The sequence below is a fragment of the Paenibacillus sp. FSL R5-0519 genome, assembly GCF_037974275.1.
Classification (GTDB): Bacteria; Bacillota; Bacilli; order Paenibacillales; family Paenibacillaceae; genus Paenibacillus.
On record NZ_CP150234.1, the window covers coordinates 1,816,259 to 1,837,375 of the forward strand.

Below are 21,117 nucleotides of genomic sequence, written 5' to 3' on the forward strand. Positions count from 1 at the left end.
AGAGGTGTTCCGATGATAAAAAGAATAAAGATGCGCACGTTGCTTATAGGGGGATGTATTACCCTCTTTTTTCTTGTACTCGTAACCCGAATCTTCTTCATTCAAGTAGTAAATGGTGGTGTATGGCAGGAACGGGCGGCCGGTTTGGTAGAGCGGGAACAGACGATTAAGGCCGCACGTGGGACGATTACGGACCGCAATGGTAACGTTCTGGCTACTGATGCACCTGCATACACGGTTTCCGTGAATCCTCTGTTAATTAATGAACTTGGGATTCAGGATGTAGTGACGGAAAAGCTCTCAGCCCTTCTTGGTAAAAATGAGAGTGAGATGCGTGCTCTGGTCACAGCCAAAAAGGAAGATGGCAAGTTCTATCAGCAGCGTGAAGTACGCAGTGAAGGGTATAAGATAAGTCCTGAGCTTGCGGAAAAAGTCAACGAACTGCGTGAGGAATTACAAGAAGAATACAAGGCTCGTAATGCCATTGTCATGGCTCAAGAGTCGAAGCGTTTTTACCCTGAAGAAACACTTGCTTCTCACCTGTTGGGATATATGAGCCGTGACGGGAAAGCTGTCAATGGACTTGAAGTCTCATATGATGAAGCACTGACTGGAACAGATGGATATTTGAATTATCAGAAGGATGCCAAAGGCATCAAACTTCCGGATTCACAGGATAACTATCTGCCGCCTCAGAACGGGAAAAACCTTACGCTAACCATCGATGACACGATCCAGTTTTACATTGAGGATGCAATGAAAGAAGCCGTTGCCAAATATAATCCACTGAGTATGACGGTCATTGCAGCAGATCCGAGCACGATGGAGATTCTAGGCATGGCGAATTGGCCAACCTTTAACCCTAATTCGTATGGGAGTACACCTGATCAAAAGAATTTTATCAATCATGCCACTCAATCCATCTATGAGCCAGGTAGTACATTCAAAATAGTTACGCTGGCAGGAGCTGTGGAAGAAAAACTCTTTGATCCCAATGCTAGTTTCGAATCCAAACGCATATATATCGGTGGTTTCCCAATTAGTGATAATGGACATGCCTATGGTTGGATATCTTATCTTGAAGGTGTCAAACGGTCGAGTAACATTGCCTTTGTTAACTTGGGTTATAACATGCTTGGTGGTGAACGTCTGCGTCATTACATAGACGAATTCGGTTTTGGTAAAAAGACAGGTATTGATCTGCCGAATGAGTCAGCGTCACCGATCAAGCCACTTATATACAAATCCGAGATTGCCACGGCAGCCTACGGTCATGGTCTTGTACAGGTAACACCAATTCAACAGGTCGCAGCTATCTCTGCGATTGCCAACGGCGGCAAATTGCTGGAGCCACATCTGGTGAAGGAGATCAAGAACCCGAATGATGGGACCACGGAAGTGATCAAACCTAAAGTGGTTCGTCAGGTGATTTCCAAGGAATCTTCCAAGCTGGTGAGCGGTTATCTGGAACAAGTGGTTGCAGATCAAACGATTGGTACCGGTCGTAATGCCTATATTGAAGGTTACCGTGTAGCTGGTAAGACGGGTACGGCAAGAAAGGTAGTTAACGGAGAATACAGCAAGTCCAAAGACGTTGTATCGTTTATTGGATTTGCACCAGTGAATAATCCGAAGATTGCCATACTTGTTGTCATTGACCAACCGGATGGAACCAACATCGGTGGAGGAACCGCGGCTGCTCCGGTATTCAAAAAGATTGTCAGCCAGACTCTTCAATACATGGGAATACCGAAGGACACTGCCAAAACTCCTGACAAAAAGTCAAAAGAAGTCTCTGTCGTGCAAGCGAAGGCGCCTGACCTGAGTGGCAAGACAGCCAAACAGGCCAGAAGCCAACTTCTAAGCGCAGGTATTGCTTATGTTACTCTTGGTCAAGGGGATAATGTAATTCGGCAGTATCCGGTTGCTGGCGCCTCTATGAATCCAGGCCAACGAATCTATCTGCTAACGGAAGAAAGCAGCAAGATGAAGATTCCAGATCTAACAGGTGAATCTCTTCGTGATGCCCTTGAAGTACTTTCACTCATGAAAGTAGGGGTAACGGTCGAAGGTGAGGGCTATGTCGTGAAGCAAACCGAGCAGGTCGCAGGTGAGCAGAGAACCGTGAAGTTGAACTTGCAAACTGCCAAAGCGGCAGTGACAGGTATAGCCGATGAGGCTCCGATCTCTTCTGATCCGTCGTCAGATTCTGAAGTGAAAGAACAAGAGGCTTCGGGTGGAGATGGTAAAACAGACGGAACAGAAGAAATAGATAACAACAAGGCTCCTGCCAATGAATCCGAATCCTCTGATGATCCAGCAACAGACGGGGCTTCGCTACCATAGGGAGCTTTGACAGCTTGTTCTAACCCCCGGTTGTCCTGAATATTCATGAAGGGAACGAATGTCATGATTTTGGGACGAGTGGGGGGATCTTTTCGTGAAGGGATCAAGTGTAAATCTGCGGCGCAGGTTGCTATGGAGTTTAATGATTTTAGTTTTGTTATTTTCGGCCCTGATGATCAGGCTTGCTTATGTACAACTCGGGAAAGGCCCGGAGTTGTCAGCAAAAGCAGAAGAATCTTGGCGGCGTAATATTCCTTATTCAGCCAAGCGAGGTGAGATCCTGGATCGCAATGGAACCTCTCTGGCCTATAATGTGACAACACCGACCATTATGGCCATTCCGGCTCAGGTCAAAGAAGCTGAAACGACAGCTAAAGCACTGGCACCATTGCTTGGAATGACGGAAGAAAAAGTGCTGGCAACCATCAAGAAACGAGAACTGATTGTACGACTACAACCCGGCGGCCGCAAAATTACGATGGAGAAAGCTCAGCGCATCCGTGATTTGAAGCTTCCGGGTATCGTTGTTGCTGAGGATAATAAACGTTTTTATCCCTATGATGATTTGGCTGCCCATATTCTTGGTTTTACGGGTATTGATAATCAGGGTTTAACGGGTGTCGAGAAGAAATATGATGATAAGCTGAATGGTCTGAATGGTAGTGTGTCCTACTTGTCCGATGCGGCCGGAAGGCTAATGCCGGGCTCATCCGAGAAGTATGTGGAACCGAAGGACGGCCTTAACCTCAAGCTGACCATTGATAAATCCATTCAGTCCATCATGGAGAGAGAACTGGATCAGGCCATGGTGAAGTTCCAGGCGAACTCAGCATTGGCCATAGCGATGAATCCCAAAACAGGTGAAATTTTGGGCATGTCCAGCAGGCCTGGATACGAACCTGCCGATTATCAGCAATATCCCGCAGAGATCTACAATCGGAATTTACCAATCTGGATGACCTACGAGCCAGGCTCTACCTTTAAGATCATTACGTTGGCAGCAGCGCTTGAAGAGAAAAAAGTCAATCTGCAACAGGATCAATTTTTTGATCCCGGATATGTTGAGGTGGGTGGAGCGCGTTTGCGTTGCTGGAAAAAGGGGGGCCACGGAAGTCAGACCTTCTTGCAAGTGGTGGAGAACTCATGTAACCCGGGATTTGTAGCGCTGGGGCAGAGGCTGGGAAAAGAATCACTCTTCTCCTATATTAAAGACTTTGGCTTCGGCACCAAGACAGGGATCGACCTCAGCGGAGAAGCCAGTGGAATTTTGTTCAAACTGTCCAGAGTTGGCCCTGTTGAGCTTGCAACGACCGCTTTTGGTCAAGGTGTATCGGTAACACCCATTCAGCAAGTAGCAGCTGTGTCAGCGGCCATCAATGGGGGTAAACTTTACAAGCCATATGTTACGAAAGCGTGGGTCCATCCGGTCACGGGAGAAGTCATGGAAGAAGCCAAACCGGAACTGGTTCGTCAGGTGATCTCGGAGAATACGTCCAAGCAAGTACGCGAAGCACTCGAGAGTGTTGTCGCCAAAGGAACAGGACGTCCAGCGTTCATTGATGGATACCGAGTCGGTGGCAAAACAGGTACAGCCCAGAAGGTCATCAACGGACGTTATTCCTCAACCGAGCATATCGTATCCTTTATTGGATTTGCACCAGCTGATGACCCTCAGATTGTAGTCTATACCGCAGTGGATAATCCCAAAGGAATTCAGTTCGGAGGCGTGGTTGCCGCCCCAATTGTACAGAACATCCTTGAAGATGCACTGCATTATATGAATGTCCCTGTTCGGAAGGATCAGGTCGCGAAAGAATACAAGTACGGTGAGACCAAAATCGTGACAGTTCCAGACCTGACAGGAGCTACTGTCGAAGATCTGTACGAAGACCTGAACATGAATTTTATGCTGGCCAAGTCTGGCAGTGGTAAATACGTAATCAATCAGGCACCCAAGCCCGGGGCAAGGGTAGATCAGGGATCCACCATCCGCATTTATATGGGGAATGTACTGAACGATGCGCACGATCACACGAAGGATGAATAACTTGTGCACTGGAGCAGTTTCGGCTTCAAGCGCAACAAAGTTCATCCAAGTGCGTTTCATTATTTGGCTGTATTGACGATATTAATAAATACAGACATATGCTAAAACAGAAGTATAATTGGAAAAGTGAGGTTATTCATGTGCTTTTAAAACAATTTGCATCGATGCTGACCACCGCCCGTCTCGTGGGCGAACCAAATACAGAATGCCAAAACCTTCAGACAGATTCCCGGCAGGTAAAACCGGGTGATCTGTTTATCTGTCTTCCGGGACATACCGTAGATGGTCATGATTATGCAGAAAAAGCGGTTAATTCCGGTGCAGTCGCATTGGTGGTTGAACGGCAACTGGATCTGCCTGTACCACAATTGCTGGTGAAGGACAGCCGGTTTGCAATGGCTGTTCTGGCAGATTTCTTTTTTGACTCGCCAAGCCAGAAGATGAATATGATTGGTGTTACGGGAACGAACGGAAAAACAACAACCACGTATTTGATTGAAAAAATCATGAGTGATTATGGACGCAAGACAGGATTGATCGGTACCATTCAAATGCGGTATGACGGTCGGACCTACCCGATGTCAGGAACGACACCAGAAGCGCTTGATCTGCAGCGCAGTCTGCATGATATGGTTCAGAAGGGTACGGACTGCTGTGTCATGGAAGTTTCTTCTCACGCATTGGAACAAGGACGAGTAAAGGGAACCAACTTCCGTACTGCGGTATTCACTAACCTGACGCAGGATCATCTGGACTACCACCATTCCATGGAGGAATATCGTGGGGCGAAAGGATTGTTCTTTGCACGGCTGGGTAACGGCTATACGCAAGATGCTTCGCAGCGTAAGTTCGCGGTCATCAATGCAGATGATGCAGCTGCGGATTATTTCATCTCTGTGACGGCTGCTGAAGTGATTACATATGGCATGGGTGAAGAGGCCGATGTACGTGCATCCCAAATCTCAATCACTTCTCAAGGAACTTCTTTCCACGTGGATACATTTGCGGGCAGCACGGATATTCGCTTGCGCATGGTAGGCAAATTCAATGTGTACAATGCCATGGCAGCAATCTCTGCAGCACTGGTGGAAGGTATTCCACTGGAAGAGATCAAGCGCAGTCTGGAGACGGTTCCAGGCGTGGATGGACGTGTTGAAGGAGTGGACGAAGGCCAGCCATTTGCTGTTATTGTCGATTATGCCCATACACCGGATGGACTGGAGAATGTGTTACGGACGGTGAAGGAGTTTGCCGAAGGACGTGTAATCTGCGTGTTTGGCTGTGGTGGTGACAGGGACCGTACCAAACGCCCTCTCATGGGGAAAATTGCTGCGAAGTATAGTGATTATGTACTGGTTACTTCCGATAATCCACGGACAGAAGATCCGGATCTGATTCTCAAAGACATTGAACAGGGCCTGATTGAAGAATCTGTTCCTGCTGAACGTTATACGATGATTGTGGATCGGCGCCAGGCGATTCATGAAGCTATTGAAATGGCAAGCCCAGCCGATGTAGTATTGATTGCGGGCAAGGGTCATGAGACCTATCAGATTATCGGCACAACCAAAACCGATTTTGATGACCGAATCATAGCCAAAGAAGCGATAAGGGGCAAATCCAATTGATAAAAAGAACATTGGCACAATTGGCCGAGATGTGTGGAGGAACATTAAGTGACGCTGCTGCTCATGGCCATGTAACGGTTGAAGGGGTGTTTACCGATTCGCGTAAACCCTTGGAAGGCAGTTTGTTTATCCCGCTAGTGGGTGAAAGGTTTGACGGACATGAGTTTGTGCAAGATTGTTTAGAGAAGGGTGCCGCAGGGGCGATCTGGCAAAAGGATCATGGTATTCCACCGCAAGGAGCTGTCATTGTGGTTGATGACACACTTGTCGCACTGCAAGCACTCGCATCGGCTTATCTAACGGAGAATAAAGCAGCTGTTGTTGGCATTACAGGCAGCAACGGCAAGACAACAACGAAGGACATCGTGGATGCGATTCTCTCAACTACATTCAAAGTGCATAAGACACAAGGCAACTTCAATAATCACATTGGTCTACCACTGACCGTATTAAGTATGGCCCCGGATACGGAGATTATCATTTTGGAAATGGGTATGAGTGGTCGCGGGGAAATTAACGATCTGTCGGTTATTGCTCAGCCTGATGTAGCGATCATTACCAATATTGGTGAATCTCATCTGCTTCAGCTGGGGTCCAGACTGGAGATTGCCAGAGCCAAAGCTGAGATTGCCGCGGGACTGAAGCATGGCGGATTACTGATCTACAACGGAGACGAGCCTTTAATTGCACAAGTTCTTGAAGAGCCCGCAACGAAACAACCCGATGGTTTGCAGCGGTTTACATTTGGTCTGCAAACCGATAATGATGATTATCCTACCGGACTTATGAATGCGCAGAGCGGAGTCGTTTTCACCACCAAACAGTCTGGAGAACATGCATTTACGCTCCCTCTTCTGGGAACGCATAATGTCGTTAACTGTCTGGCTGCTTTGGCTGTAGCCCGTCATTTTGGAGTGACAACGGAGCAGATTTCCGCTGGGTTGTCTCGCTTGAAATTGACAGGCATGCGTATTGAGGTTACTCAAGGTGTTAGTGGTCTAACCCTGCTGAATGATGCATACAATGCAAGTCCTACCTCCATGAAGGCCGCAATCGATGTACTAGAAGGTCTGAAAGGATACCGCATGAAAGTGGCTGTGCTTGGTGATATGCTTGAACTTGGTTCTCAGGAGCAGGACCTTCATTTTGGAATTGGAGCGTATATTACTTCTGCCAAAATGGACATGGTGCTTGTATACGGCCCGCTATCAGCGCATATTGCCGAAGGAGCAAGAAAGCATATGCCGGCAGAGGCTGTGCATGCTTTTATAGATAAAGAAGAAATGACCCGTTATCTACTGGAGAAACTACATCCCAGAGACGTTGTCTTGTTCAAAGCCTCAAGGGGCATGAAGCTGGAGGACGTGGTCGAAGCACTACAAATGGCAACATTACAGAATCGAGTAGACTAGAGGGGTGAACCCATGGATTTTCAGGTATTACTGTTAACAATCGGCGTTTCATTTATTCTGGCGGTGATTGCCGCACCGCTCCTGATTCCGCTGTTACGACGCATGAAATTCGGACAGCAAGTTAGGGAAGATGGGCCTCAGAGCCATTTGAAAAAAAGCGGAACACCTACAATGGGTGGAGTCGTCATTTTAGTTGCGTTCACATTGGCCTTTTTGAAATTTTCGGCTGTCAAGAATACAGACTTTTATGTCTTGCTTGTGGCTACGCTGGGATTCGGGCTGATTGGCTTCCTGGATGATTACATCAAAATTGTGTTCAAACGTTCCCTTGGACTGACGGCCAGACAAAAAATGCTGGGCCAGTTGTTCTTCAGTGCAGTGATGTGTTTCTTGCTGATTCAGAATGGACACAGTACAGCCATTTCTATTCCGGGTACGTCAGTCTCGTTCGACTGGACTGGATGGTTCTATTATCCGTTTGTCGTATTCATGATGCTTGCCATTACCAATGCGGTTAACTTTACCGATGGTCTGGATGGGTTGCTGTCAGGGGTAAGTGCGATTGCCTTTGGCGCATTTGCCATTGTGGCGATGCAAGCCACGTCGATGCCGGCGGCAGTATGTGCAGCAGCGATGATTGGAGCCGTGCTCGGTTTCCTGGTATACAATGCACATCCAGCCAAAGTGTTTATGGGCGATACGGGTTCATTGGGGATTGGCGGTGCCATAGGTGCGGTAGCGATAGTAACTAAAACAGAGCTTTTATTTGTCATCATTGGCGGTATCTTTGTCATCGAGATCCTGTCTGTTATTATTCAAGTGGTATCATTCAAGACTCGTGGCAAACGTGTATTCAAAATGAGCCCCATTCATCATCACTTTGAATTAAGTGGTTGGTCGGAATGGCGGGTTGTTATTACCTTCTGGGCGGTAGGCGCAATTTTGGCCGCTCTTGGACTTTATCTCAACAAGGGGTTGTAGATCATGAACCATCCTGAATCATATCGCGGACAACAAGTAGTCGTGCTCGGATTGGCCAAAAGCGGCGTACAGGTCGCCAAAGTGCTGGATCGCGCCGGAGCGAAGGTTACAGTAAATGATAAAAAAGAGAGAGATCAATGTCCCGAAGCTTCCGAATTGGAGGCTTTGGGAATTTCTGTTGTATGCGGAGGACATCCGGATAATCTGATTCACAGTGGTGTGAAGCTGGTCGTTAAAAACCCGGGTATCCCATACCATGCAGCTCCTGTGCAGCAAGCTATGGCATTGGGCATTGAAGTGGTGACCGAAGTCGAGGTAGCTTATCATCTATGTGCTGCACCCATGATCGGGATTACGGGTTCCAACGGTAAAACAACAACGACCACTTGGGTGGGTAAAATGTTGGAGCATGCCGGCCTCAAACCGATCGTTGCCGGTAATATAGGAACACCTCTCTGTGAAGCGGCAGAGCAAGCTTCTCCAGATAACTGGATGGTTGTTGAGCTTAGCAGTTTCCAGCTCAAAGGAACGGTTGATTTCCGTCCCCGGATTGCCAGCTTACTTAACGTTGCAGAGACACATCTGGACTATCACGGGAACATGGATGATTATGTGGCTTCCAAAGCCAAACTGTTCGCCAATCAGCAGCCTGACGACGTAGCCATTCTAAATTGGGATGATGCGGTATGTCGCGAACTGGTTCCTTATATTAAAGGCAGATTGCTACCGTTCTCGATGACCGAGAAATTGGATACAGGTGTATATGCAGATCCTTCTTATGTGGATGGAGAAGAGGATGATGTGAAGCGTCAGATGATCTACGCGGATGAAAAGGGAAATCACCACACCATTATTGACATCGAGAACATTGGCATTGCTGGACGATTCAATGTGGAGAATGCAATGGCTGCTGTAGCCATCGCCGTAGCGGCAGGAGCTGATCCAGCAGTGCTGGCTGATCCACTTGCAGATTTCAAGGCGGTTGAACACCGACTTGAATATGTACTAGATCATAATGGCGCTACGTATTACAACAACTCCAAAGCGACCAATTCGAAGGCTACGGTCATGGCTCTGAACTCGTTTAAGGAGCCAGTTGTATTAATTGCTGGAGGGTTGGATCGCGGGTCAGACATGATGGAGTTGTTACCCTTGTTCCAGGAACGGGTAAAAGCTGTCGTTGCGCTTGGAGAAACACGGATGAAAATTGCCAAAGTCGCGGAACTTGCCGGATTAAAGCAAATTAAGGTCGTCGATAATGAGGAGGACGCTGCCCGGACGTTAACCGTTGCTGTGCAGGAAGCATCAAAGCTTGCCAGTGCCGGTGATGTCGTTTTGTTATCCCCGGCATGTGCAAGTTGGGACATGTTTGCTTCCTATGAAGAGCGGGGACGCATTTTTAAAGAGGCGGCGCATAACTTGTAAGTAGGGGGGTGGAAAAGCCCCTACTTCCATGCAAGGGGTGGCCTCCTGATGAAACAGACGCGACCGGCACCAGATATTTGGTTGCTGATTAGTATTTTGGCTTTGCTTGCCATCGGCATCGTAATGGTATATAGTGCGGGCTCGGTACTAGCCTTTCATGACTATGGCGATTCATTTTATTTTGTAAAAAGACAGGCCTTGTTTGCGGTGCTTGGGCTTGTGGCCATGTTCGTCACCGCTAACGTGGACTACCGGGTGTGGAGAAAGTATGCCAAGCCAATATTAATCGCCTGTTTTATTATGCTCATTGCGGTGCTCATTCCTGGCATCGGCGTGGTTCGCGGTGGTGCACGAAGTTGGCTGGGCATTGGTTCATTCGGTATCCAGCCTTCAGAATTCATGAAGCTGGGCATGATTTTGTTTCTCGCTCACTGGCTGAGCAAGGAACCGGGCAAAATCAAAACCTTCACAACGGGGCTCCTGCCACCGCTGGGATTGATCGGTTTGGCTTTTGGGATTATTATGCTGCAACCTGACTTGGGGACAGGCACCGTGATGATGGGTGCATCGATGCTTATTATTTTCACAGCCGGAGCGCGAATGAAACATCTGAGCCTGCTTGCTCTTGGCGGCGTAGCCGGGTTTGCAGCTTTGATTGCCGCAGCACCTTATCGGTTGCAGCGTATCACAGCGTTTTTGGACCCGTGGTCCGATCCGCTGGGTGCCGGATATCAGATCATTCAATCGTTATACGCCATTGGTCCTGGTGGACTGGCGGGATTGGGATTGGGGATGAGCCGGCAGAAGTACAGTTATGTACCTGAACCTCAAACGGACTTTATTTTTAGTATTTTGGCCGAAGAACTCGGCTTTATAGGTGGAATGATTGTATTATTGCTGTTTCTGGTGCTGGTGTGGAGAGGGATGCGTGTAGCGATGACCGTTCCGGATGCCTTCGGCAGTCTGCTTGGTGTTGGGATCGTCGGTATGGTCGCTGTGCAGGTCATTATTAACATTGGTGTTGTCATTGGCATGATGCCTGTCACAGGCATTACATTACCTCTGATCAGCTACGGCGGATCATCATTGACCCTCATGCTCACAGCACTGGGCATTTTAGTGAATTTATCCCGTTATGCGAGGTGACTATGCGATGCGAGTCGTTCTAAGCGGTGGCGGTACGGGTGGACATATCTATCCGGCCGTTGCCATAGCAAGACAATGTGAGGCGGAGAACCCGGACTCGACATTTCTATATATTGGAGGAACCAGAGGGCTGGAAAGCAAGCTGGTTCCCCAGGAAAATATTCCTTTTAAATCCATTGATATTACGGGCTTTCGGCGGAAATTATCCATCGACAACCTGAAAACGGTCATGCGTTTCATTCAAGGTGTACGCAAGTCCAAAAAAATGCTGAAGGAATTCAAACCGGATGTTGTGATCGGTACAGGTGGATATGTGTGTGGACCTGTGGTATATGCAGCAACAAAACTGGGGATTCCGAGTATAATTCATGAACAGAACGCCATCCCGGGTCTGACGAACAAATTTTTGATGCGGTATGTGGACACGGTTGCAGTTAGCTTTGAAGGTTCTGAAAAATCGTTTTCCGGCGCGAAAAAGGTGATCTACACCGGTAATCCACGGGCGACTACGGTAGCCCAGGCTAGCCGTGATCGTGGTTTTGCCACGTTAGGTGTACCGATGAACAGCCGTGTTGTTCTTGTGGTTGGTGGCAGTCGAGGGGCAAAAGCAATCAATCAGGCCATGGTGGATATGGCGCCAATGCTGGAACAACTGGACGATGTACATGTGGTTTATGTGACAGGGGATACCTATTTTGATGAAACGCGTGAAGCCATTCGCAGCTCATTGGGTACGATGCCGAACCATCTGCATGTCTTGCCTTACGTGCATAATATGCCTGAGGTGCTTGCTTGTACATCCTTGATTGTAAACCGCGCAGGTGCATCATTCCTTGCGGAGATTACGTCACTGGGTATTCCTTCCATTCTGATTCCTTCGCCTAACGTGACTAACAATCATCAGGAAGCCAATGCACGTACGCTTGAAGGTGGGGGCGCATCACTCACGATGCTGGAGAAGGATCTTACAGGCCAAGTCCTGTATGAAGCCATCGCCAAAATTATGAATGATGAATTGGGACGCAAACGAATGGCTGAGGCCTCCCGGAAGTTGGGTAAACCCGATGCTGCTGAAGTGCTTGTTCATGAAATTCAGCGTCTTGCTGCACGCCGGTAAAGTGCGTTTGTGGGCGATTGTCACACACAAGACGGGGCTGACATAAGATACCGTATAAATCGTGACCATCGTTCCATGGCGCCAGAGCACGTTCTTTAGCAACAGAATACCGTGCTCATCGGTTTGGAAGCAAAGGAGGAAGCAAACATGCACCAGTGGATGTCGTTACTATCCCAGAATAATGTTGGCAGAGTTCTTGAAAACGAATCGCTAGCCAAATACACCACATGGAAGATCGGCGGTCCTGCGGATGCACTGGTCATTCCCGAGAATAAAGAGCAGATGATGAATCTCGTTCAATTGCTTCACAAGTTTCAGATTCCGTGGATGCAACTTGGACGGGGCTCGAACATGCTGGTGTCAGACAAAGGAATACGTGGTGTTGTGGTGAAACCAGGCGATGGCTTTGATTATGCCGAATTTCACGAAGGTGGTGTAACTGCCGGAGCAGCACATTCTTTTGTTAAACTCAGTGTGGTTGCTGCCAAAAAGGAATGGACCGGTCTGGAATTCGGCAGCGGTATCCCCGGCACTGTCGGTGGAGCCGTATACATGAATGCAGGTGCTCATGGATCGGATGTGTCACGGATATTCAAATTCGCTGAGATTGTACTGGAGACAGGGGAATTGGTACGTTACAGCAAGGAGGACATGGATTTTGCTTATCGCCACTCTGTTCTGCATGATCGGAGAGGCATCGTGCTGGAAGCTACATTTGAACTCCAGCATGGAGAACGCAAAGTCATTTCGGAAACCATGGCAGCTTACAAAGATCGCCGACGACGCACACAGCCACTGCAGATGGCATGTGCAGGCAGTGTATTCCGAAATCCACCGGGTGACCATGCAGCCCGTCTGATTGAAGCAGCAGGGCTCAAAGGCATGACTCAGGGAGGCGCACAGGTATCCACCATGCATGCCAATTTCATTGTCAATACAGGCCAAGCAACAGCAGAGGACGTTATCACCCTAATGCAGCAGATTCAGAGCACTATATCATCTCAAAACGGTATTAACCTGGTACCGGAAGTCTTCGTAGTGGGTGAACGGTAAACCCCGGAGGTGATACATTGGACAAATTGGTGATTGAAGGCGGGAAACCCCTCTCAGGATCCATACGCATCCATGGAGCAAAAAATGCCGCTTTACCGATTATGGCCGCAAGTTTGTTGGCAGATGGAGAAGTTACACTGCATAACGTTCCACACTTGCTGGACATTGAAGTGATGCTGTATATCCTGGAACGGCTTGGATGCACGTGTCGGCATGAACAGGGAACAGTGACCATTAATACCTCGCAGATTCGGTCATATGATGTGCCAGAAGATCTAATGAAGCAGATGCGCTCTTCCATTTTTTTGATGGGACCATTGCTGGCTAAGTTTGGGCATGTGTCAGTGTATCAGCCAGGAGGCTGTGCCATCGGAGAACGCAAAATTGATCTTCACCTCCGGGGCCTGGAAGCGCTCGGAGCTTTGATTGAAGAGCAGGACCAACAGATTATCTGCCATGGCCGCAATCTGGAGGGTACAGATATTCTTTTGGATTTCCCGAGTGTGGGAGCAACCGAGAATATCATGATGGCAGCCGTTCTGGCTAAAGGGACGACAACCATTTGCAACGCGGCAAGAGAACCTGAAATACAGGATCTGCAAAACTTTCTGAATGCTATGGGTGCAAGTATCATTGGTGCAGGAACGGATACGATTACGATCAATGGCGTTGAGAAACTGAAGCCTTGTTCCTATGAGATTATACCGGATCGAATCGTTGCCGGAACCGTGATGATTGCAGCAGCAGCCACACGTGGCAATGTTACGCTTACACACTGCAATCCTGCTCATCTTACTTCACTTATACATGTATTGAAGCGCACTGGTGTTCAAATCACAGTCTGCAATGATATAATGACGGTGAGCTGTATGAGCCGTCCCAAATCAGTAGACCGTATTGTGACTTCTCCGTATCCTTCGTTTCCGACAGATTTGCAATCGCAAATCATGGTGCTGCTCAGTCTGGCAGACGGATTCAGTGTGATGAAGGAAACGGTATTCGAGGGCCGGTTCAAACATGTGGATGAACTGAATGTGATGGGGGCTGATATTTCAGTCGATCTGAACGCAGCATTTATCCGTGGTGTTCCCCGTCTGTACGGGGCTACAGTAGAAGCAACCGATCTTCGTGCAGGTGCAGCTCTGGTCATTGCTGGTCTGGCTGCTCAAGGCAAAACGGTTGTGGAGCAAGTGCATCATATTGACCGGGGCTACGATCAGATCGAGAAGTTATTCCAAAGTCTTGGAGCATCGGTTGAGCGACAGTCACCCGTTTCAAAACAGTTGGATTTTGCCAATTAACGTCCTTGGAGTCCCCTTCTTGAAGGGAGGGGACCTGAGGCTTTGTGGAGCGCTACTTATGCCTAAAAGTCAAATTCCGGTTCTGAAGAAGAATCGGCCAAAAGGAAACACAAGCCGTAGAATTGTAATTATTCTCTTATTACTATTTATTGTATTGCTCGCTGTATTATTCTTTCGTTCTTCCATGAGTCGGATTTCGGCAATAGAAATTACGGGTAATGTATATACAGCGACTTCAGAGCTGCTGGAGAAAAGTGGTCTGAAAGAAGGCGATCAATTTTTTGGGACAAGTACTGCCGAGGTGATTGAGCGTCTCAAGACCAACAAGGCCATTTCAACTGTTACCGTGGACAAGCAATTTCCGGGTATTATCCATATCAAGGTTCAGGAATATGACACCGTTGCGTATGAGCTTGGTTCTGACGGTACACTTAAAGCGATTTTGGCCAGTGGGACAAGCTTGACGGTTCCGGCTACAATTGGTGTTGCTGTGGAGAAGCCCATATTGACTCAATGGAAGGCTGATGATCCACTCAAAGCCAAACTGAGTCAGACACTGGCTAAAATTCCGAATGAATTGACGACGGATATTTCGGAAATTATTCCGAATCCAACGCCTTCATTTCCGGATCAGATTCGGATGTATACCAAATCACAGTTTGAAGTGATTACGACCGTCTCTCTTTTATCGGATAAAGTGGAATATCTAAATCAGGTGATAGAGACCGAACGGCCTGGGAAAATCACCATGCTTGAGGCAGATACCTATGTCCCGTTCATCCCGGATGACCCGGAAGATGATGCTGAGCCAGGAGCAAGCCCTTGACCTTTGCCATGATGAGGCTGTACTGAATATGAAAGCCTAGGCTGGTCGGGGGTTGGGCCCCGTCAGAGCAATGAAACTTGTTCTTTCTGAGATGAAGAAAAAATGATACACTTGAACTTATGGCACATGAGTTGCCTCCTTCTTTTTTCTTCAAGGTTTTATGTCTCGCAACCAGATTTTGACACCCAAAAACATTGTAGAAAAAAGAGGGAAAGCCTGAAGTGTGTTGAATATGTTTTAAGAGTGTTTAAATTCGAACGTAATTTACTATTGGAGTCAGGAGGTGCCACAGACTTGAGCAACAATGACATCATTGTTAGTTTGGACATCGGTACATCCAAAATTCGCGCTATTATTGGGGAAATGAATAATGGAACCTTTAATATTATAGGAGTTGGATCTGCCGACTCGGAGGGAATTCGCAAAGGTGTAATCGTAGATATCGATCAGACGGTGCAGTCGATCCGCAACGCAGTGGATCATGCAGAACGTATGGTGGGTATTCAAATATCCGAAGTGTATGTTGGAATCTCGGGAAATCATATCGGACTGATGAGCAGTCACGGTGTTGTGGCTGTTTCTAACGAGGATCGTGAAATCGGAGAAGAAGACATGGAACGGGTGTTGAAAGCAGCCGAAGTAATTGCAGTTCCGCCGGAACGGGAAATTATTGATGTTGTCGCCAAGCAATATGTTGTAGATGGCTTGGAGGGCATACAGGACCCCCGTGGAATGATTGGTGTTCGTCTGGAAGTTGAAGCAACGATCATTACGGGTGCAAAAACCGCGATACATAATCTTTTGCGCTGCGTGGAAAAAGCGGGTCTGAAAGTAAGCGATCTGGTTCTCATGTCGCTCGGAGCGGGTCAACTGGCTTTGTCCAAAGATGAAAAAACGATGGGTTCAGTGCTTGTGGATATTGGAGCAGGCGCAACAACCATCGCCATTTTTGAAGAAGACAGTCTTGTTGCAACATCAACATTGCCTATTGGTGGGGAATTCGTAACGAATGATATCGCCTATGGCTTACGCACGTTGACGGATCAGGCGGAGAAGGTGAAATTGAAATACGGATGCGCCTGGTTGGATGATGCTGCTGCAGATGTGATGTTCAAAGTAACCCGAATCGGCAGTAATGTAGACAAGGAATTTTCACAGGAGGATCTGGCGGCTATTATTGAACCTAGGGTTCAGGAAATATTCCAGATGATCTCTCAAGAAGTGAAGCGTCTTGGTTACAATGAGCTTCCTGGAGGTTATATACTAACGGGAGGTACGGTCTCTATGCCTGGGGTTCTGCAGGTCGCTCAGCATGAGCTTGCGGCTTCAGTACGAGTTGCAGTTCCGGATTACATTGGTGTGCGTGACCCTGGCTACACAAGCGGAGTCGGCATATTGCACAGTGTAATTCGCAGTTTGCGCATTCGTCCCTCGATCAATAACGGCGGTGGAAATAACAACAATAACAATAATAATAATAAGAAACCGACCAACCGTCCGAAGCCAAATACGGCACAGGAATCGGAGCAAAAACCTGGTCTGTTCGAACGGCTGAAGAATATGTTCAGTGAATTTATATAACAGGTTGGATCCATTTCATACATTCTTGAAGCCGTCTGAATGCGCTGGTACTAACATAAACGCTTTCGTTCGTCGATATATGAAATTGATTCGGTTCAAAGCAAAAATTGGACGGGCCATCCATGCACATTGAGGGGGAGATGGAATAATATGTTGGAATTTGATTTCGAGATGGAGAGCTTGGCTCAAATTAAAGTCATCGGTGTAGGCGGCGGCGGAAGCAATGCAGTCAACCGTATGATTGAAAATGGTGTACAAGGTGTTGAATTTATTACGGTGAACACGGATGCTCAGGCATTACACCTGGCGAAATCCGAGCATAAATTGCAAATCGGTGATAAATTGACTCGTGGTCTTGGCGCTGGCGCAAACCCGGATGTAGGTAAAAAAGCAGCGGAAGAGTCCCGCGATCTGATCATGAACACGTTGAAAGGTGCAGACATGGTATTTGTTACAGCCGGTATGGGCGGTGGTACAGGTACAGGTGCGGCTCCGGTTATTGCTGAAATCGCTAAAGAGTGCGGTGCACTTACAGTGGGTGTCGTAACTCGCCCATTTACATTTGAAGGACGTAAACGTTCCAGCCATGCAGAGCAAGGTATTGAAGCTCTCAAGGAAAAAGTGGACACGCTGATCGTTATTCCGAATGATCGGTTGCTCGAAATTGTAGACAAAAAGACACCGATGCTTGAAGCATTCCGTCAAGCGGATAATGTACTTCGTCAAGCGGTACAAGGTATCTCGGATTTGATCGCTGTACCGGGTCTAATCAACCTTGACTTTGCTGACGTCAAAACGATTATGCATGAACGTGGATCTGCTCTTATGGGGATTGGTGAATCAACAGGTGAGAATCGTGCGGCAGAAGCAGCACGCAAAGCCATTATGAGTCCTTTGCTTGAAACATCCATTGAAGGTGCTCGCGGCGTAATCATGAACATTACGGGTGGCGTTAATCTGTCCCTGTATGAAGTGAACGAAGCGGCAGAGATCGTAACTTCTGCTTCCGATCCGGAAGTGAACATGATCTTTGGTGCCATCATCGATGAAGATTTGAAAGAGGAGATCAAGGTTACAGTTATCGCAACTGGTTTCGAAGACAAACCTGCTCCACCTCCACAAGGACGTAAGCCAGCTCCGGCAACAACGGAGACAACCGATACACGTTCGCCGAATCTGCGTCCGTTCGGAAATCAGCCGAGCAATGATCAGCTGGATATTCCGACATTTTTACGCAATCGTTCACGCAATAATAATAACGATTAATACCCAAATCAAATTATAGATAACCCGGTACTCCTTATGGAGCGACCGGGTTTTTCTGTTTTTTTTAAATATCATAGCATACAGCATTGAACAAATTCTGAACAAAAGGGCTGAGCAATTCCGACAAAAAAAGTTGGAAACACACCCCCATGATTAGACAGACTTTGAACAGGGGTCTCCGTATACTTGTGAATATGCTCATGAATATCAGGATATCGGGATACCGGTATTTCGATATGTTGCGCGCAGGCAGGTGAAGAGTTTGGTTGTGTATGTGGATCTTATTTTTTTGACAAACCTGTGTATTGACGGTGCACTCATCGGCATGACCGCCTGGATGCGAAAAACAAAGCTGGTTTGGTGGCGATGGTTGCTGTCAGCCATTGTGGGCGCGTTATACGTGGTTATGATGTTTGTACCGGAGTTTGATTTTATGTTCACTTTTTTGATCAAGTTCGGGTTCTCGCTGGTCATGCTTACGATTGCTTTTGGTTTTAAGGGTCTGCAGGCTTTTACGAAAACGCTGGGTACCTTCTATGTGATTAATTTTGTCGCTGCCGGAGGTATTCTGGGTGCGCATTACATGCTTCAGAGCTCCGGTGAGCTGTTTAACGGCATTTGGTTCACGGCTTCTGGCGGGATGTCATTTGATCTGAAGATTGCCTTCTGGTTCACGTTTATCGTATTCTTTGCTGTCCTGTTTGTATTCAAAGCTGTGCAGAGCTCAAAACGGAAAACAGATCGCATGACGACCTATTTGGGTAAAGTTGAGGTCTGCATCGATGAGGTAGTCATTTCTTGTACAGGCCTTCTGGATACGGGCAATCAACTTACAGATCCCTTATCGCGTATGCCAGTCATGGTGATGGAGGTATTGTTGTGGCAAGACATGTTACCGGCTTCGTGGAAGGGTAGACTCAAGGACGAGGCGCCGGACAACCTTATTCTGGAGCTTGATCAGGAAAGTTTTCAGTGGCAGGATCGACTGCGGCTAGTGCCCTATCGAGGCATTAACAAAGGCACTGCGTTTATGCTGGCAATGAAGCCGGACCGGGTGAAGGTGACGATGGGGGAAACATGTTATGAGACGACAAGGGTACTCATTGGGCTGGATGGAGGTGTTTTGTCGTCGGATGGGAAATATCAGGCCGTGATTCATCCTGAACTTGTGCAAGACGCTGCTTCTGCGCAGTCTACGGCTCTCTCTGCGGGAGCAACAGAAAAGCCGCTGAATGTGGTATAGGAGGAACGTACATGCTTGTGAAATGGAAACTGGTGGCGCAGCTGCAATATTACCGTCTGTTATTTTTGTTGGGACTAAAAAGTGAAGAGATCTATTATATCGGGGGAAGTGAGGCACTTCCGCCGCCTTTGACAAGGGAAGAAGAAGAATTTTTACTGCAAAAATTATCTTCGGGAGACTCGGCCATTCGCGCGATGCTCATTGAGCGCAATCTGCGTCTGGTGGTATACATCGCACGCAAGTTTGAGAACACAGGAATTAATATTGAAGATCTGGTCTCCATTGGAGCCATCGGACTGATTAAGGCAGTTAATACATTCGACCCGGAAAAGAAAATCAAACTGGCAACCTATGCTTCACGGTGTATCGAAAATGAAATTTTGATGTACCTGAGACGTAATAGTAAGATCCGAACTGAAGTTTCTTTTGATGAACCCCTTAACATTGATTGGGATGGAAATGAACTATTATTATCGGATGTACTGGGTACAGAAAACGATACAATCTATCGGAATATTGAAGAGCAAGTAGACCGAAAACTTTTGCACAAGGCACTGGAAAAATTAACGGAGCGTGAGAGAATGATTATGGAGCTTCGTTTTGGCTTGACGGATGGGGAAGAAAAGACACAAAAGGACGTAGCAGATCTACTTGGAATCTCCCAATCCTACATCTCTCGTCTCGAAAAAAGAATCATTAAAAGACTCCGCAAGGAGTTCAATAAAATGGTCTGAAAACCATCATTGCTCAGAATGGGTATTACTGGCAAGGGTGCCAAGTACGAATAAAAAAGCCTGCCCCGGAGATAATGTACATTAATGTTTCTCCTTGGGAGGTAAATCACGATGACCCGAAACAAAGTCGAGATTTGTGGCGTGGACACCGCAAAATTGCCTGTCCTCACCAACACTGAAATGCGGGAATTGTTTCATTCCCTTCAGCAACACCATGATCGCTCAGCAAGAGAGAAATTAGTGAATGGCAACCTGCGTCTGGTACTCAGTGTCATTCAGCGTTTTAACAATCGGGGGGAGTTTGTCGATGATCTGTTCCAGGTTGGTTGCATCGGCCTGATGAAAGCCATTGATAATTTTGATTTATCCCAGAATGTCAAATTTTCAACCTACGCGGTGCCGATGATTATCGGTGAAATCCGTCGATACCTGCGTGATAATAACCCAATTCGGGTATCTCGCTCCTTGAGGGATATTGCTTACAAAGCACTTCAGGTCCGTGACAGCCTGACGAATAAAAATTCCCGGGAACCGACGATATTCGAAATTGCGGAAGTACTGAATGTGCCGAAGGAAGATGTTGTTTTTGCATTGGACGCCATTCAGGACCCGGTTTCGCTCTTCGAACCGATTTATCATGATGGTGGAGATCCGATCTATGTTATGGATCAGATCAGTGATGACCGAAACAAGGATGTGTCGTGGATCGAGGAAATTGCGCTCCGCGAAGCGATGCATCGTCTCGGCCAACGGGAAAAAATGATTTTGTCCATGCGGTTTTTCGAAGGCAAGACCCAGATGGAAGTAGCTGATGAAATTGGCATTTCCCAGGCACAGGTATCACGTCTGGAGAAATCAGCGATACAACAGATGCAAAAACATGTGAAGTCGTAACACAATGTAAGGGCAGGAGGACGATCAATCGGGGCTATGTATACCGTTGGTCGTCTTTTTGTGTTAAGACGTCCCCACATTCGATGAAAAACAGGACATTTTTCGCCCCTGAAACAT

General features: G+C 47.4%; 16 protein-coding genes. All 16 read left to right on the forward strand.

Translation table 11 applies throughout. The features are described from left to right. The first annotated feature begins 12 nt into the window (after positions 1-12). The 16 genes from MKY73_RS08140 to sigG all read left to right on the forward strand — a co-directional run bounded on the left by MKY73_RS08140 (position 13) and on the right by sigG (position 21,000). Positions 13-2,346, forward strand: coding sequence for a penicillin-binding transpeptidase domain-containing protein (locus MKY73_RS08140; RefSeq protein WP_339306744.1), 2,334 nt, complete (start codon positions 13-15; stop codon positions 2,344-2,346). A gap of 94 nt (positions 2,347-2,440) precedes the next feature. Further along, positions 2,441-4,393, forward strand: coding sequence for a stage V sporulation protein D (locus MKY73_RS08145; protein ID WP_339256429.1), 1,953 nt, complete (start codon positions 2,441-2,443; stop codon positions 4,391-4,393). Between the two features lie 140 nt (positions 4,394-4,533). After that, positions 4,534-6,021 (forward strand): UDP-N-acetylmuramoyl-L-alanyl-D-glutamate--2,6-diaminopimelate ligase, encoded by a 1,488-nt coding sequence (locus MKY73_RS08150; protein WP_339256427.1) that lies wholly within the window; start codon positions 4,534-4,536, stop codon positions 6,019-6,021. After that, positions 6,021-7,433 carry a UDP-N-acetylmuramoyl-tripeptide--D-alanyl-D-alanine ligase gene (murF, locus tag MKY73_RS08155; RefSeq protein WP_339308526.1) on the forward strand — a complete coding sequence of 471 codons (1,413 nt, stop codon included), beginning with the start codon at positions 6,021-6,023 and terminating at the stop codon, positions 7,431-7,433. Before MKY73_RS08150 ends, murF begins: the two co-directional genes overlap by 1 nt. A 12-nt stretch (positions 7,434-7,445) precedes the next feature. Continuing rightward, positions 7,446-8,414, forward strand: a complete 969-nt coding sequence (mraY, locus tag MKY73_RS08160) for a phospho-N-acetylmuramoyl-pentapeptide-transferase (RefSeq protein ID WP_278298911.1) — start codon at positions 7,446-7,448, stop codon at positions 8,412-8,414. 3 nt (positions 8,415-8,417) lie between these two features. After that, positions 8,418-9,839 (forward strand): UDP-N-acetylmuramoyl-L-alanine--D-glutamate ligase, encoded by a 1,422-nt coding sequence (gene murD / locus MKY73_RS08165; RefSeq protein ID WP_339306746.1) that lies wholly within the window; start codon positions 8,418-8,420, stop codon positions 9,837-9,839. Between the two features lie 48 nt (positions 9,840-9,887). Beyond that, entirely contained in the window at positions 9,888-10,985 is a 1,098-nt protein-coding gene (gene spoVE, locus MKY73_RS08170; RefSeq protein ID WP_278298912.1) for a stage V sporulation protein E, read from the forward strand. Between the two features lie 7 nt (positions 10,986-10,992). Further along, positions 10,993-12,102 carry an undecaprenyldiphospho-muramoylpentapeptide beta-N-acetylglucosaminyltransferase gene (gene murG / locus MKY73_RS08175; protein WP_339235919.1) on the forward strand — a complete coding sequence of 370 codons (1,110 nt, stop codon included), beginning with the start codon at positions 10,993-10,995 and terminating at the stop codon, positions 12,100-12,102. Between the two features lie 147 nt (positions 12,103-12,249). Further along, positions 12,250-13,155 (forward strand): UDP-N-acetylmuramate dehydrogenase, encoded by a 906-nt coding sequence (murB, locus tag MKY73_RS08180; protein ID WP_339306748.1) that lies wholly within the window; start codon positions 12,250-12,252, stop codon positions 13,153-13,155. 17 nt (positions 13,156-13,172) lie between these two features. Next, a complete protein-coding gene (gene murA, locus MKY73_RS08185; RefSeq protein WP_339306750.1) occupies positions 13,173-14,456 on the forward strand; it encodes a UDP-N-acetylglucosamine 1-carboxyvinyltransferase in 1,284 nt (427 codons plus the stop codon). A gap of 58 nt (positions 14,457-14,514) precedes the next feature. Beyond that, a complete protein-coding gene (locus MKY73_RS08190) occupies positions 14,515-15,282 on the forward strand; it encodes an FtsQ-type POTRA domain-containing protein (RefSeq protein ID WP_339235914.1) in 768 nt (255 codons plus the stop codon). 294 nt (positions 15,283-15,576) lie between these two features. After that, the gene (gene ftsA, locus MKY73_RS08195) at positions 15,577-16,863 is read left to right on the forward strand and encodes a cell division protein FtsA (RefSeq protein WP_339235912.1); all 1,287 of its coding nucleotides are present in this window, start codon (positions 15,577-15,579) and stop codon (positions 16,861-16,863) included. Positions 16,864-17,013: 150 nt separating this feature from the next. Beyond that, positions 17,014-18,129 carry a cell division protein FtsZ gene (gene ftsZ / locus MKY73_RS08200; protein ID WP_253439311.1) on the forward strand — a complete coding sequence of 372 codons (1,116 nt, stop codon included), beginning with the start codon at positions 17,014-17,016 and terminating at the stop codon, positions 18,127-18,129. Between the two features lie 262 nt (positions 18,130-18,391). Further along, positions 18,392-19,372: a sigma-E processing peptidase SpoIIGA gene (gene spoIIGA, locus MKY73_RS08205; protein ID WP_339306752.1), complete on the forward strand. Its 981-nt coding sequence runs from the start codon at positions 18,392-18,394 to the stop codon at positions 19,370-19,372. Positions 19,373-19,383: 11 nt separating this feature from the next. Continuing rightward, positions 19,384-20,106 carry an RNA polymerase sporulation sigma factor SigE gene (gene sigE / locus MKY73_RS08210; protein WP_017687308.1) on the forward strand — a complete coding sequence of 241 codons (723 nt, stop codon included), beginning with the start codon at positions 19,384-19,386 and terminating at the stop codon, positions 20,104-20,106. A 111-nt stretch (positions 20,107-20,217) separates the two neighbouring features. Then, positions 20,218-21,000 (forward strand): RNA polymerase sporulation sigma factor SigG, encoded by a 783-nt coding sequence (gene sigG, locus MKY73_RS08215; protein ID WP_017687309.1) that lies wholly within the window; start codon positions 20,218-20,220, stop codon positions 20,998-21,000. Positions 21,001-21,117 lie beyond the last annotated feature (117 nt).

Excerpts from the sequence above, each read along its gene's own strand:
- MKY73_RS08140 (WP_339306744.1), top strand. The coding sequence starts at position 13 with ATGATAAAAAGAATAAAGATGCGCACGTTGCTTATAGGGGGATGTATT.
- mraY (WP_278298911.1), top strand. The coding sequence starts at position 7,446 with ATGGATTTTCAGGTATTACTGTTAACAATCGGCGTTTCATTTATTCTG.
- murD (WP_339306746.1), top strand. The coding sequence starts at position 8,418 with ATGAACCATCCTGAATCATATCGCGGACAACAAGTAGTCGTGCTCGGA.
- spoVE (WP_278298912.1), top strand. The coding sequence starts at position 9,888 with ATGAAACAGACGCGACCGGCACCAGATATTTGGTTGCTGATTAGTATT.
- murG (WP_339235919.1), top strand. The coding sequence starts at position 10,993 with ATGCGAGTCGTTCTAAGCGGTGGCGGTACGGGTGGACATATCTATCCG.
- murB (WP_339306748.1), top strand. The coding sequence starts at position 12,250 with ATGCACCAGTGGATGTCGTTACTATCCCAGAATAATGTTGGCAGAGTT.
- MKY73_RS08190 (WP_339235914.1), top strand. The coding sequence starts at position 14,515 with ATGCCTAAAAGTCAAATTCCGGTTCTGAAGAAGAATCGGCCAAAAGGA.
- ftsZ (WP_253439311.1), top strand. The coding sequence starts at position 17,014 with ATGTTGGAATTTGATTTCGAGATGGAGAGCTTGGCTCAAATTAAAGTC.
- sigE (WP_017687308.1), top strand. The coding sequence starts at position 19,384 with ATGCTTGTGAAATGGAAACTGGTGGCGCAGCTGCAATATTACCGTCTG.
- sigG (WP_017687309.1), top strand. The coding sequence starts at position 20,218 with ATGACCCGAAACAAAGTCGAGATTTGTGGCGTGGACACCGCAAAATTG.